Raw genomic sequence first — 13,083 nt, forward strand, 5'->3', positions numbered from 1 at the left:
TGAAAATGGTATAACAGGGTAATCACAAGAATATCAACATGTTGTGATAACTTCTGTGATGTTTTTGTGATAATTGATGAAATTTTCTGAAGATACTTAGTGTGGTGGTAGCTTATTGAATTTGAGATCTTTAAAGAATATAGCTCTATAAGACATTAAATATTTAAGAGGTTTGCTTAAAGATTGTATTATTTAAAATAAACAAGCTGTAAGGCAGGTTATTTTGAAAGTAAATAGGTAATCTTCTGATTATGGATGGCTATGTTTTATGTTTAAAACATGGCCATAAGTTTTTTGTAACCAGACCATCGGCATGTACTGTCGCTATATTTAAAAGATTCGTAGTTGTTAGTAAGAACATAAGTGTCTACGGTTGTGCAGCCGCCTAATTGTAAATCTCTTAATTGAAGCTCAAAATTAATAAGTTCTTTTATGTCTGATGGAGACAAAAGTTTTCTTTTATTATTAAAGTGTGCAGTTAAAATACCTTCATTATTTATGATTGTAATCGTCTGGCGTTCGTTATGAAAACAGCCAATAGATTTAATTTGAATGGTAAAATGATCTCCATTTTGTAATGATTCTACCATGGTTGGAAATCGTTCTACTGAATATTTGTGTTCTTCGATAGCTTTAGAATCACTTAATGAAAAGCTACTTGTTAGTATAAAGATAGAAAGAAGGAAAATGTTTAATTTAAATATCATAAAAACTTAGTTTCAAATATTATGCCGATAATTTTGCTGTTGGTAGGCAAAAGAATCGGCATTTATAAAAAGACCGTGAAAAGTTTATATTGTGGCAGAATATTACATTTTAGTGCTCAAGAGGGCATAAAATGTTTCGATACCATAAGCAATCTGACCTATTTTTAAATTCTCATTGGGGCTGTGTTGATTGTTATCTGCGTTAACCATTGGTACAATAAACGCCGGAATCTTCAGTTCGTTTATAAAAGGGGAAATAGGAACAGTACCACCCATTATTCTTATTTGAACAGGCTTTTCTCCAAATTTTGTTTCCATAGTTTTTACAATACTATTCCCAAACGGATTATTCAAATCTGTACGAAACGCATCTGTAACCGTACCTTCTTTTATGGTAACAATTTTATCATATTTAAGTCGGTCTTCCATAGTTGGTTCTGTACTCATAACATGAAAGCCTTGATTTTTAATATGCTCTGTCACTAATTTTTTAAGTCTGTTGCCATCAGATTCTGGTACTAATCTTAAATCTAATTCTGCTGTTGCTGTAGCAGGTAAAATTGTTCTTGCCTGATCACCGATCCATCCAGAGCCCAAACCTCTTATGTTTAAAGAAGGATATTGTAGAGATTCTTGATAAAAACTACCTACTTTTTCAGGAGTTAAAATTGCTAAGTTTTTATTGATTTCTTCAATATTATCTGGCACACTCTTTAAAACTTCTAATGTAGTTTCATCTAAGGTGATTCCGTCATAATAACCTTTTATTAAAACCTTACCATCAACATCTTTCATAGTGGCTAGAAGTTGCGCTAATTGAAAACCGGGGTTTGGAGCGTAATTTCCGTAATGGCCACTATGCTGAGGTTTAATAGGTCCGTGCGTGGTAATGGATAATGTTGTAATTCCTCTGCAACCGTAAACTACAGTTGGTTTGCCAGAAACATGAACCGGACCATCATTGATAACTAAATAATCTGCTTTAAGTAAGTCTTTATAGGTGCGCACAGCTTGCGGTAATGGGGCACTACTTTTTTCTTCTTCACTATCTAAAATGACTTTTACGTTATACGGTATGTCGATACCATCTTTTTTAAGCGCATCAATAGCATTTAAGAACATAATAATAGGTCCTTTATCATCAGAAGTAGATCTACCAAAAAGTCGCCAATCATAATTAATATCATCATCTAATTCTGAAAATGATTCTTTTTTCCAACCATCATCAGATTTAGATTTTAAAACTACTTTGTAAGGGTCTGGTTGGTCCCATTTAGTAGCATCAACAGATTGCCCATCTAAATGCATATAAAACAAGATGGTAGGTTTATTGTCATCCATTGGTAAAGCTGCAAAAAAAAGCGGTAGACCTTCTGTCTCTAAAATAGTACTGTTAAAACCTCGTTGTGTAAATTTCTTTCTAAGCCAAAAAAGGTTAGTATCTATATCATCTGCGTTTAAAGCATCATTAGGTATGGCTACAAATTCTCGTAATTCTGTAATAGCATTTGCTACTTTAGATTTTATTAAAATGGAGTCTTGTGAGTAGCCGGAATAAAGAGTTATAGTTAATAGAAGGGCAAGTATTTTTTTCATGTTAGTTCTCGTAGATATATTTTTTAAATGTAAGCAAATTGAAGGGAACTGTACTCTAATTATAAGGTAGCATGTGTTAAGGTTTTCTATATAAAAAAAGAATAAACTTGTTAAGGCTGTTTTTAGAAGTAGGGTAGAAAATAAAAAAGGTTGCCCAATTAAGACAACCTTTTTTATTTTCTAAATATAGAATGAGCTAACAATTATTTAAATGACTAAAAAATTGTCAATTTAATCCGAAGTTTTTGAGTTGATTATCTTCATGATAATTAAACGAATTAAAAGTATAAAAAAAAAGCCGTGTAAAACTACATCAAACCAATCCATAAAGACCATTCCTTTTGCTCCACCAAAAATCCATTTCAGTTTACCCCAAATATGGGGTTCAGGAAAAAATGGTGCTAAACCCAAGGTAAGGCAGAGTAGAATAATTAATTTCCAATTATTTAAAAACTCCTTCAAATTAGCGTATTAAATTGGTGAACTCAGCAGTATTTTCGGTTCCATTAGCAGTCAAATGCTTAATAAAAGCAGAACCGATAATAGCACCTTTCGCAGTTTTAGTTGCCTGCTTAAAAGTTTCTTCGTCTTTAATGCCGAAACCTACTATTTGAGGGTTCTTTAAATTCATATTGGCAATGCGCTGAAAATAACTTTCTTGTTCTTGACCAAAGCCAGATTTAGAACCTGTTACACTAGCTGAACTTACCATATAGATAAAGCCGTCTGAAGCCTTGTCGATCTGATCAATACGTTCGTTACTAGTTTGTGGTGTAATTAGAAAAACATTTAAAAGTCCGTATTTTTTAAACGTTTCTTCATAATCTTCTTGATAGACATCTAACGGAAGATCAGGTAAAATAAGTCCGTCTATTCCAATTTCCTGACATTTTTTACAGAATGCCTCCACACCATATTGTAACATCGGGTTGAAATAACCCATGATAATTAACGGAATTGAAACCGTTTTACGAATATCTTTCAATTGATTGAAAAGTATTTCGGTAGTCATTCCGTTTTTCAATGCAGCAGTAGAGCTTTCTTGAATTGTTGGTCCGTCTGCTAAAGGATCACTAAATGGTAATCCTATTTCAATCATATCAACCCCGTTCTTTTCTAAATCTTCAATGATTTTAACGGTATCGTTGAGTGCAGGGTAACCAGCCGTAAAATATATGGAAAGAAGCTTTTTGTCTTCTTGTAATTTTGTTGTAATTCTATTGTTCATAATAGTATTATGCTAGCTTAAAATAATCTATATATGTATTCAAATCTTTATCTCCACGACCAGAAAGGCTAATAACGACAACATCATCTTTTTTGAATTTTTTATGTTCAAAAATTGCAAACGCATGTCCCGTTTCAATAGCAGGAATAATACCTTCTAATTGTGAAAGTTCCAATCCGGCAGCCATAGCTTCATCATCTGTTGCCGAATAAAATTCTGCGCGAGAAGATTTGTAAAGATGCGAATGCATTGGACCAACACCAGGATAATCTAATCCTGCGGAAATAGAGTAGGGCTCCGTAATTTGACCATCTGTTGTTTGCATCAACATGGTTTTACAACCATGAATAATACCTACTTTACCAAGTGCGGAAGTTGCGGCACTTTCGCCAGAATTTACTCCTTTACCGGCAGCTTCAACGGCAATAATACCAACCTCAGGTTCATGTAAAAAATGGTAGTACGTGCCGGCGGCGTTACTACCACCACCAATACATGCCACTACATAATCAGGATTTTCACGCCCTTCTTTTTCTTTTAATTGCCATTTTATTTCCTCTGAAATTACAGATTGAAAACGTGTCACCATATCTGGGTATGGATGCGGGCCAATAGCTGACCCAATAATATAATGGGTATCTACCGGATTGTTGATCCAATCTCTAATAGCTTCGTTCGTGGCATCTTTTAGGGTTCTACTTCCGGATTTTGCAGGTCTTACTTCTGCGCCTAACATTTTCATACGAGCCACGTTAGGTGCTTGACGGGCAATGTCAATTTCGCCCATATATACAATACATTCCATGCCCATTAAAGCACAAACGGTAGCAGTGGCAACACCATGTTGCCCAGCACCAGTTTCAGCGATAATTCTGGTCTTACCTAGCTTTTGAGCCATTAGAATCTGACCAATGGTATTATTTACTTTGTGCGCACCAGTGTGGTTTAAATCCTCTCTTTTTAAATATATTTTACAGCCGTGCTTTTCAGAAAGACGTTTAGCAAAATATAGGGGAGAAGGTCTACCAACATAGTCTTTTAAAAGCTGATTGAATTCTTTCTGAAAAGAATCTTCATACATCAGTTTTAAATAATTTTGTCGTAGTTCTTCAACGTTTGGGTACAACATTTCGGGTATAAAGGCACCGCCAAATTCACCGTAGTATCCTTTTTCGTCAGCATTATAATTCATAGCGCTTCTTTAAACTTTTGTAATTCTTCAATATTTTTTAAACCCGGTTCTATTTCAAATCTGCTATTTACATCAATGGCATAGCAATACATAGACTCGGGGCTTTTTATAAATTCATTAATCTTATCAAGATTGTTCAGCCCAATTCCACCACTTAAAAAGAAAGGTTTGGTAGAAGGGTAATCTTTTAAGACAGACCAATTAAATGTGTAACCATTACCACCTGGTAACTTTCCTTTGGTGTCAAAAAGAAAATAGTCGCACACATTTTCATATGGCGTCAAAACATCAAAGTCGAATTCCTCTTTAATAGAGAATACTTTTATAATGTCGACTTTATGATTCAATTTCTTTAATTCAGCTGCAATTTTAGTACAATAATCTGGAGTTTCATGACCGTGCAATTGCAGTCCTTGTAACTGATGTTTCTGAACTGTATTAATGATATAATCTAACTCAGCATCAACAAAAACTCCCACTTTACTAATCGTATGTGGAAGTTCGGGGATTTTACCTTCAAAAAATCTAGAAGAAGGTTCCCAGAAAATAAAGCCCAAATAGTCTGGTCGCAATTGAGCAACTTCAGTCGTATTCAGTTTCATTCCACAAATTTTCAGTTTCATTAGTTTTTCAAGTTTTTGATGAATTCAATGGCGCTTTTGCCTGGGTTCTCTGTCTTCATAAAATTCTCGCCAATTAAAAAACCTTCATAACCATAGGGTTTTAATTCTTTGATGGCATCGACAGAACTTATTCCGCTTTCAGAGACTTTTACAAAATCATCTGGTATCAATTTCGATAAAGATTTGCTAGTATCTAAACTAACCTCGAAAGTTTTTAGGTTTCTGTTGTTAACTCCTAACATATCTAAGCTTGGCATTATAGATTTATGAAGTTCTTCTTCATTATGTACCTCTAATAAAACATCTAAGCCTAAGCTTTTAGCTAGTTCAGAATATGTTTTTATTTCTTGTTTTGTTAGAATTGCTGCGATAAGTAAAATAACATCTGCGCCATATGATTTAGCTTCAATTATTTGATATTCGCTAATAATAAACTCTTTCCGCAATAATGGAAGTTGAGCCGATGCACGTGCTAAGACAAGGTCTTCAATTGACCCACCAAAATATTTAATATCTGTTAGAACACTCATTCCACAAACTGCTGCTTTTTCATAACCCATTGCTACCTGCCCAACATTTGCGTTCTGGTTAATACTTTCTTTAGATGGCGATCTGCGTTTAAATTCGGCAATAATACCCGTATCACTATTTTTAAGTGCTTGTGCTAAAGAGTTGGTTTTTCGATTAAAAAGTACAGATGCTTCATATTGAGACACCGGAATGATCGATTTTTTCAATTCAACCTCTTTGCGTTTATCGGCTACTATTTTATCTAGAATATTCATGAAATATATGTTCTTTATTACCTCGTCATTCCAAGGTATGAAGTAATATGCTTAATTTCTGCTTAGTTCTTGTATTTTCTTCAAAGCCGCTAGTCCGTGTCCTCCCAATAAAGATTCTTTAGCTTTTTCAAAACCCTCAAGAGGAGTTAGGTTTTCTACCGTAGCAATGGCAATACCTGCATTGGCACATACCACATTGTTTTGCGGCTCAGTACCTTTGCCTTGTAAAACGTTCATGAAAATTTGAGCGGATGATTCTATGCCATCACCACCAACAATTTCCGATTGTTTAATTTCTGCCACACCAAAATCAGATGGTTTTAGCATCGCCTCGGTAGTATTTGAAATGGTCTTGGTGCTACCTGTCAATGATATTTCGTCATAACCGTCTAAAGCATGGAGTACTGTAAAATTCTTATCTGTTTTCTGATAAAGATAGCCATACATACGAGCTAGCTCAAGGTTAAAAACACCCACCATTTGGTTTTTTGGAAATGCAGGGTTTACCATTGGGCCTAACATATTAAAGAATGTTTTCACTGCTAGATCTTTACGAATAGGAGCCACATTTTTCATAGCAGGATGAAATAGGGGAGCGTGTAATACACAAATACCAGCTTCATCAATACATTTTTCAAGAAAGCCAGCGTCATTGCTGAATTTTATCCCTAAAAATTCCATTACATTACTACTACCGCATTTAGAAGATACACCGTAATTACCATGTTTAGTAACTTTGATGCCAGCGCCAGCAGTAACAAAAGAAGAAAGTGTAGAGATATTAAATGTGTCTTTACCATCACCTCCAGTACCACAAAGGTCAATAGGGTTGTAAGCAGATAAATCTACCGCTAAACATAAATCTAGCAATGCATCTCTAAATCCTTCAAGTTCTTCAATAGTAATACTACGCATCATATATACTGTTAAAAAAGCAGCAATCTGACTTGTGTTGTAATCACCTTTAGCAATATTTACCAATATGCGTTTCGCATCTTCTTTAGAAAGTATTTCGTGATTAATAAGTTTATTAAGTGTCTCTTTCATAGGCCCCACCTAACCTCCCCAAAGGGGAGGGATAAAGGTCTCCTTATTTTTTTTTATTCGTGTTAGTCTTTATCTTTTTATTTAGTTCTCGCTTGATTAGCTAGGAACGTAACCAATTTTCTAACATTTTTTTACCCTGTAGCGTAAGCACCGATTCGGGATGAAATTGTACAGCACGCACATCATAGGTTTTATGACGAAGCGACATAATTTGTCCGTTTTCATCAACCGAAGTTGTTTCTAAAACTTCTGGTAAATCAGTATTTACCACCCAAGAATGGTATCGGCCAACTTCGATTTCTTTTGGAAGCCCTTCAAAAATAGTGTCATCTTTTGTGATTTTTATTTTAGTTGCAATACCGTGATACACTTCATCCAAATTTATTAGGGAACCACCAAATACTTCGGCAATTGCCTGTTGCCCTAAACAAACTCCAAAAATACTTTTGGTAGGTGCATATTTTTTGATGATTTGTTTTAATAATCCAGCTTCATCAGGAATACCAGGACCTGGAGAAAGTACAATTTTATCAAAAACATCAACCTCTTCTAGGGTAAGTTGGTCATTGCGTTTTACAATAACCTCGCAACCTAATTCCTCTAAATAATGCACTAGGTTATAAGTGAAACTATCGTAATTATCTATAACTAAAACAGTAGCCCCACCTAACCTCCTCAATGGGGAGGAATTTTGTTGCTCTTCAATTTTTATATTTTTACTCATAATATCATTTTAAAGCCCCTCCTTTGGAGGGGTTGGGGAGGCTTTTATATGTCTTCAGCTATTTCTAATGCCTTGGTCAAAGCGCCTAGTTTGTTATATGTTTCTTGTAGTTCGCTTTCTGGGTTTGATGCAGCGACCAATCCGGCACCAGCCTGATAATGTAGTTTATGATTTTTACTTAAAAAAGTTCTAATCATGATGGCATGGTTGAAATTTCCATAAAAATCCATAAAACCTATAGCGCCACCATAATACCCACGACTGGTTTTTTCATATTTTTCTATAAGTTGCATGGCCATGTGTTTTGGAGCGCCACTTAATGTACCGGCAGGAAAAGTGTCAGCTACCACTTTCATGGTAGGAATGTCACTTTTCTTCATTCCTGTAACCTTTGAGACTAAGTGAATTACATGAGAGAAGAATTGCACTTCTCTATAGTTTTCTACCTTTACAACACTACCGTTTCTACTAAGGTCGTTACGGGCAAGATCTACTAACATGACATGCTCACTGTTTTCTTTATCATCGGTCTTTAGTTCTTTGGCAAGTTCAGCATCTTGTTCATCGTTTCCGGTTCTTTTAAAAGTACCTGCAATGGGGTGAATTTCAGCTTTGCCCTCACTAACGATCAGCTGAGCTTCTGGTGAACTGCCAAATATTTTAAAATCACCATAATCAAAATAGAACAAATATGGAGACGGATTTACAGAACGTAAAGCTCTATACACATTAAACTCATCACCTTTAAAACCTTGGGAAAAACGACGGCTTAAAACCAGCTGAAAAACATCGCCACGTTGACAGTGTTTTTTAGCTAGTTCTACATGCTCTCTATATTCTGCATCTTCTAGGTTAGATTCTCTATCACCTTCTATTTTAAAATTATACGTGGCAAAGTTTCTAATACTTAAAAGCTGTTCCAATTCTGGAATATTATTCTCTGTGTTATAACAGTGCGCAAATAAGTAGGCTTCATTCTTATAATGATTTATAGCAATGATATTTTGATACACGGCATAGTAAATATCTGGTATATGAACAGAGTCATCTTTAACCGATATATCTACATCTTCAAAATACCGAACGGCATCGTAAGCCATATAACCGAACAAGCCGTTATTAATGAATTTATAGTCGTTGTTATCTGCTTTGAAAGTTTTACTGAAAGTATCTATAATCTCTACAACATTAGTATCTGCTGTAATCTGAATTTCTTCAGTAGCCCCATCAGGAAATTGTTTGACAATGATTTCATTCTCCACTTTAATAGAAGCGATTGGGTTGCAACATATATAAGAGAAACTATTATTGTTAGCATGATAATCGCTGCTTTCTAATAAAATACTATTTGGAAAACGGTCTCTTATTTTTAGATAAACGCTTACCGGCGTCATGGTGTCGGCAAGAATTTTTTTGTGATATGTCTTAAATTGATAGGTCATAGGTACTTTTATAAAATAAAGAAGGCTTGTCGTGAAGACAAGCCTTTATATAGTTTTACTACAATGATGCTTTGCTCACGATGTTTTTCGTAAGTTGTTCCACCACCAAGTATTTGCGATTAATTTTTTCATTGAGCATCAAATATAAAAAGGAAATTTAAACTTTCAAACTTTAGATCATCAAAAATAAAAATCCCTTTGAATATATCTCAAAGGGATTTTAAATTGTTGTAATTTGATTCTTTTGAAAAAACCTTATAGTGCTAAATCTACCACTAAATCAAAATCATCATAGATAGCTTTATCACCTAAGTTATCGAAAAAGCTTCCTGAACCATATTTGATATCGTATTTTGTTCTGTCTATTTTTACGGTAGCTGTGGCTTTGTTCTCAAACATAGAAACTACAAGAGTTACTGGTTTTGTAATACCTTTAATGGTTAAGTCTCCGGTTACGGTATATGAATTATCGTTCATAGCTTTTACACTAGTGAACACTAATTTAGAAGTAGGATTGTTTTCTACACCAAAGAAATCTTCAGACTGTAAGTGCCCTTCCAATTTTTCTTTACCTTGACCAGCTTGTAAATCGGAACAAGAAATAGAGGTCATATCAATGGTAAATTCACCTCCAACTAATTTTTTACCTTTCATTTCTAAATGACCAGATTTTAGGTTGATGGTTCCTTCATGAGAACCGGTAACCTTATAACCTTTCCAGGTCACTGTACTTTCGCTAACTTTTACCTCTTTTTTTTCTGACTCAATAGGGGTAGATGCTGTAGCGGTAAATCCAAAAACGGCAACGAATACTAAACTTAATAATGATTTTTTCATGTTTCTAATTTTAAAATGATTGTGTAATTTATATGTGTGTAACAATTTGTTCTTGAGAATATCTCACTTTGGTATGATTTTGAGTCTCATCTTCAGCAGATCTATAGCCGACAGCTAAAACTACGGCAGCATTCAAACCTTTTTCGGTAAGACCTAAAATTTCGTTATACTTTGCATTTTCAAAACCTTCCATTGGGCAAGCATCGATTTCCATTTCTGCTGCAATGGTCATTAAATTTCCTAAGACGATATAAGCCTGGTTAGAAGTCCATGTGTTTTTTTGTGCGTCTGGTAAATCTAATAATGTTGATTTCATTGTTTCCGAAAAATCTTTAAGATCATCTTTGTCTAGACCTCTTACTGCCATAATATTTTCAATATAATCATCAATCATAGCGTGGTCAAAGGTAGGTTTGTTCGCTAAAACGATGAGGTGTGAGGCATCTGTTATTTGTGGTTGATCATAAGAGACTTTTCTTAGCTCTTTTCTTACGTCTGCATTCTCGATAACAAATATATGGTAGGGCTGTAGACCGTATGATGAAGCTGTTAGCCTACCGCCTTCTAATAAGGTGTTTAAGTTTTTTGAGCTTACTTTCTTAGAGTTATCGAATTTTTTAGTGGCATAGCGCCAGTTTAATTTATCTAATATTGTTTTCATTTTAGTTCTTAAAATTTATTTAATAGTTCATTGAGTTCTTGTAATTCTGTATCGTCAAAGTTTTTAAGCATTTTCTTCTCTGCTTCAAAAAGTATTCCATCAATATTACTTAGCATATGTAAGCCACCTTCTGTGATTACGATTTCTACCTTACGCCTGTTTTTTAGGCAGATGGTTCTATTGACTAAACCTTTTAAGATTAATTTATCGACAAGGCGAGTGGTGTTGCTCATTTTTGTAACCATTCTTTCGTTAATGGTAGAAAGATTGGCTGGTTTACCATTTTGACCTCTAAGAATTCTTAAAACATTAAATTGTTGAATAGATACATCAAAAGGTTTAAGTACCGATGCTATTTCTTCGTCAATTTTATTGGCAACCAATGCTATATGAATAAGCGTCCGTTTTTCTAACGGCATCTGTTGGTTGGTTTTAATGATTTCTTCTACATTCATGTCGATACAATAATTGTATATACAAATGTATGATTATTTTTAGTGTTCCTGTTTATGCGTAGATTAAAAATTTGTTAAATTCGTGTGTAGTATTCTAATAAATAAAAATCGATTATTTTTACTACTTATAATATATACTATGGCAGATTTATCACAACAAGATTGGGAAGAGCAATTAGAGAAAGATTCTAATGCAGTAATACTAGATGTTAGAACAGAAGAAGAAATAGAGGATGGGATTATACCTAATGCAATAAACATTGATATTTACAAAGGACCAGAGTTTGTAGCCGAAATAGAGAAGTTAGATAAAACTAAAAATTATTATGTGTATTGTAGGTCTGGCGCAAGAAGTGGTCAAGCATGTGCAATTATGAATAACTTAGGTTTTGACAAGACATTTAACCTTCAAGGAGGGTTCATGAATTGGGAAGGCGAAACAGCTTAATTTTATTTCTTTAAAAAAATGACCCGCTTAACGGCGGGTTTTTTATTTTTATAGAATGAAGGAAGACTTGCTTCATTTTATTTGGAAGTACAAAAAGTACCCCTTAAAAGAACTTGTGACTACGTCTGGCGAAGTAGTACATGTAGTATCTGCAGGTCTGCATAATCATTTAAGTGGCCCAGATTTTTTTAATGCTCAAATAGAATTAAACGGGCAATTATGGGCAGGTAATGTTGAAATTCATATAAAATCATCAGATTGGTATGCACATAATCATCAAGAAGATGATAACTACAATAATGTTATTTTACATGTGGTATGGGATGATGATGTAGCTGTTTTTAGAAAAGATGGAACAGAAATATCCACTTTATCTTTAAAAGAAATTATACCCTTAAAGTTACTGCATACCTATCAAGGACTTTTTAATAGTAAAAATTATAAATTCATTAATTGTGAAAACGAGTTTAATAATGTTGATGAATTTTTAAAGAACAATTGGCTTGATCGTTTATTCGTGGAGCGATTAGAACAGAAATCAATTTTTATTAATCAACTATTAAAGGAAACAAACAATGACTGGGAGCAGGTGTTGTTTTTAATGCTTTTAAAAACCTTTGGCTCTAAAATCAATAGAGAATCGTTTATTGAGATTGGAAAGTCAATTGATTTTTCAATTATCCGTAAGTTGTATGGCAAACCCATACAAATGGAAAGCTTGTTTTTTGGTCAAGCAAATTTACTGGATGTAAAAAATAGCAATGACACCTATTTGGCGGAACTAAAAAAGGAGTATGAATTCTTAAAACATAAGTTCGGTTTAAGTCCTGTTTTTAAGTCTCCAGAGTTTTTTCGTTTAAGACCATCAAATTTCCCAACTATTAGACTAGCTCAATTGAGCGCCCTATATTCCAAAAACAATAACCTATTTCATTTGTTGATTGAAAATGAACAATCTAACGTTTCTGAAATCTTAAATACAGGAACATCTGAATATTGGGAAACCCATTTTAATTTTGGCAAGGTTTCGAAAAAAAGTAAAAAAAGAATTTCAACTTCGTTTTTGAATCTACTGCTTATAAATACTATAATTCCTTTAAAGTTTGCTTTTAGTAGGTATAAAGGTGGTTTAGATAATGAAAGGTTTCTAAAAATGATGTCAGAAATTAAAAAGGAAGAAAACAGTATTATAACTAACTTTGGTAAGGTAGGCGAAAGGCTTGAAAGCGCTAAGGATTCTCAGGCATACCTTCAGTTATATACTAACTATTGTGTAAAAGACAAATGTTTAGATTGTGCGGTAGGGGCTTCATTAATGAATATAAAAGTCTAATTTTA

At 34.0% G+C, this 13,083-nt stretch carries 15 protein-coding genes; 2 read left to right on the plus strand and 13 right to left on the minus strand.

The window, feature by feature from the left end; genetic code table 11:
• Positions 1–272: 272 nt before the first annotated feature.
• The 13 genes from SJY30_RS00615 to SJY30_RS00675 form a co-directional block, all read right to left on the minus strand.
• Positions 273–590 carry a hypothetical protein gene (locus SJY30_RS00615; protein WP_396633707.1) on the minus strand — a complete coding sequence of 106 codons (318 nt, stop codon included), beginning with the start codon at positions 588–590 and terminating at the stop codon, positions 273–275.
• A gap of 219 nt (positions 591–809) precedes the next feature.
• Positions 810–2,303, minus strand: coding sequence for a M20/M25/M40 family metallo-hydrolase (locus tag SJY30_RS00620; RefSeq protein WP_396633708.1), 1,494 nt, complete (start codon positions 2,301–2,303; stop codon positions 810–812).
• 231 nt (positions 2,304–2,534) lie between these two features.
• On the minus strand, positions 2,535–2,765 hold the full coding sequence (locus tag SJY30_RS00625; RefSeq protein ID WP_396633709.1) for a hypothetical protein: 231 nt from the start codon (positions 2,763–2,765) through the stop codon (positions 2,535–2,537).
• A 1-nt stretch (position 2,766) separates the two neighbouring features.
• Entirely contained in the window at positions 2,767–3,531 is a 765-nt protein-coding gene (gene trpA, locus SJY30_RS00630; protein ID WP_396633710.1) for a tryptophan synthase subunit alpha, read from the minus strand.
• Positions 3,532–3,538: 7 nt separating this feature from the next.
• Positions 3,539–4,723, minus strand: coding sequence for a tryptophan synthase subunit beta (trpB, locus tag SJY30_RS00635; protein WP_396633711.1), 1,185 nt, complete (start codon positions 4,721–4,723; stop codon positions 3,539–3,541).
• Complete coding sequence (locus tag SJY30_RS00640; protein ID WP_396633712.1) at positions 4,720–5,346, minus strand: phosphoribosylanthranilate isomerase; 627 nt, start codon at positions 5,344–5,346, stop codon at positions 4,720–4,722. The genes trpB and SJY30_RS00640 overlap by 4 nt, the downstream gene beginning before the upstream one ends.
• Positions 5,346–6,131 (minus strand): indole-3-glycerol phosphate synthase TrpC, encoded by a 786-nt coding sequence (trpC, locus tag SJY30_RS00645; RefSeq protein WP_396633713.1) that lies wholly within the window; start codon positions 6,129–6,131, stop codon positions 5,346–5,348. The genes SJY30_RS00640 and trpC overlap by 1 nt, the downstream gene beginning before the upstream one ends.
• Positions 6,132–6,182: 51 nt before the next feature.
• The gene (gene trpD, locus SJY30_RS00650; RefSeq protein WP_396633714.1) at positions 6,183–7,178 is read right to left on the minus strand and encodes an anthranilate phosphoribosyltransferase; all 996 of its coding nucleotides are present in this window, start codon (positions 7,176–7,178) and stop codon (positions 6,183–6,185) included.
• Between the two features lie 100 nt (positions 7,179–7,278).
• On the minus strand, positions 7,279–7,902 hold the full coding sequence (locus SJY30_RS00655; RefSeq protein ID WP_396633715.1) for an anthranilate synthase component II: 624 nt from the start codon (positions 7,900–7,902) through the stop codon (positions 7,279–7,281).
• A 44-nt stretch (positions 7,903–7,946) separates the two neighbouring features.
• A complete protein-coding gene (locus tag SJY30_RS00660) occupies positions 7,947–9,344 on the minus strand; it encodes an anthranilate synthase component I family protein (RefSeq protein WP_396633716.1) in 1,398 nt (465 codons plus the stop codon).
• A gap of 255 nt (positions 9,345–9,599) precedes the next feature.
• On the minus strand, positions 9,600–10,181 hold the full coding sequence (locus SJY30_RS00665; RefSeq protein WP_396633717.1) for a YceI family protein: 582 nt from the start codon (positions 10,179–10,181) through the stop codon (positions 9,600–9,602).
• A gap of 28 nt (positions 10,182–10,209) precedes the next feature.
• Positions 10,210–10,842 (minus strand): NAD(P)H-dependent oxidoreductase, encoded by a 633-nt coding sequence (locus tag SJY30_RS00670; RefSeq protein ID WP_396633718.1) that lies wholly within the window; start codon positions 10,840–10,842, stop codon positions 10,210–10,212.
• Positions 10,843–10,850: 8 nt separating this feature from the next.
• Positions 10,851–11,297, minus strand: coding sequence for a MarR family winged helix-turn-helix transcriptional regulator (locus tag SJY30_RS00675; RefSeq protein ID WP_396633719.1), 447 nt, complete (start codon positions 11,295–11,297; stop codon positions 10,851–10,853).
• 139 nt (positions 11,298–11,436) lie between these two features.
• Between SJY30_RS00675 and SJY30_RS00680 the strand changes: the two genes are divergently transcribed.
• Positions 11,437–11,745 carry a rhodanese-like domain-containing protein gene (locus tag SJY30_RS00680; protein ID WP_396633720.1) on the plus strand — a complete coding sequence of 103 codons (309 nt, stop codon included), beginning with the start codon at positions 11,437–11,439 and terminating at the stop codon, positions 11,743–11,745.
• A 55-nt stretch (positions 11,746–11,800) separates the two neighbouring features.
• Entirely contained in the window at positions 11,801–13,078 is a 1,278-nt protein-coding gene (locus SJY30_RS00685; RefSeq protein ID WP_396633721.1) for a DUF2851 family protein, read from the plus strand.
• Positions 13,079–13,083: the final 5 nt, after the last annotated feature.

The sequence above is a fragment of the Maribacter sp. R86514 genome (assembly GCF_044597005.1).
Lineage (GTDB): Bacteria > Bacteroidota > Bacteroidia > Flavobacteriales > Flavobacteriaceae > Maribacter.

What these genes read in the sequence shown, in the direction of transcription:
- SJY30_RS00615 (WP_396633707.1), bottom strand. Translation starts at nt 590, where the DNA reads ATGGTAGAATCATTACAAAATGGAGATCATTTTACCATTCAAATTAAA.
- SJY30_RS00620 (WP_396633708.1), bottom strand. Translation starts at nt 2,303, where the DNA reads ATGAAAAAAATACTTGCCCTTCTATTAACTATAACTCTTTATTCCGGC.
- trpA (WP_396633710.1), bottom strand. Translation starts at nt 3,531, where the DNA reads ATGAACAATAGAATTACAACAAAATTACAAGAAGACAAAAAGCTTCTT.
- trpB (WP_396633711.1), bottom strand. Translation starts at nt 4,723, where the DNA reads ATGAATTATAATGCTGACGAAAAAGGATACTACGGTGAATTTGGCGGT.
- SJY30_RS00640 (WP_396633712.1), bottom strand. Translation starts at nt 5,346, where the DNA reads ATGAAACTGAAAATTTGTGGAATGAAACTGAATACGACTGAAGTTGCT.
- trpC (WP_396633713.1), bottom strand. Translation starts at nt 6,131, where the DNA reads ATGAATATTCTAGATAAAATAGTAGCCGATAAACGCAAAGAGGTTGAA.
- trpD (WP_396633714.1), bottom strand. Translation starts at nt 7,178, where the DNA reads ATGAAAGAGACACTTAATAAACTTATTAATCACGAAATACTTTCTAAA.
- SJY30_RS00655 (WP_396633715.1), bottom strand. Translation starts at nt 7,902, where the DNA reads ATGAGTAAAAATATAAAAATTGAAGAGCAACAAAATTCCTCCCCATTG.
- SJY30_RS00660 (WP_396633716.1), bottom strand. Translation starts at nt 9,344, where the DNA reads ATGACCTATCAATTTAAGACATATCACAAAAAAATTCTTGCCGACACC.
- SJY30_RS00665 (WP_396633717.1), bottom strand. Translation starts at nt 10,181, where the DNA reads ATGAAAAAATCATTATTAAGTTTAGTATTCGTTGCCGTTTTTGGATTT.
- SJY30_RS00670 (WP_396633718.1), bottom strand. Translation starts at nt 10,842, where the DNA reads ATGAAAACAATATTAGATAAATTAAACTGGCGCTATGCCACTAAAAAA.
- SJY30_RS00675 (WP_396633719.1), bottom strand. Translation starts at nt 11,297, where the DNA reads ATGAATGTAGAAGAAATCATTAAAACCAACCAACAGATGCCGTTAGAA.
- SJY30_RS00680 (WP_396633720.1), top strand. Translation starts at nt 11,437, where the DNA reads ATGGCAGATTTATCACAACAAGATTGGGAAGAGCAATTAGAGAAAGAT.
- SJY30_RS00685 (WP_396633721.1), top strand. Translation starts at nt 11,801, where the DNA reads ATGAAGGAAGACTTGCTTCATTTTATTTGGAAGTACAAAAAGTACCCC.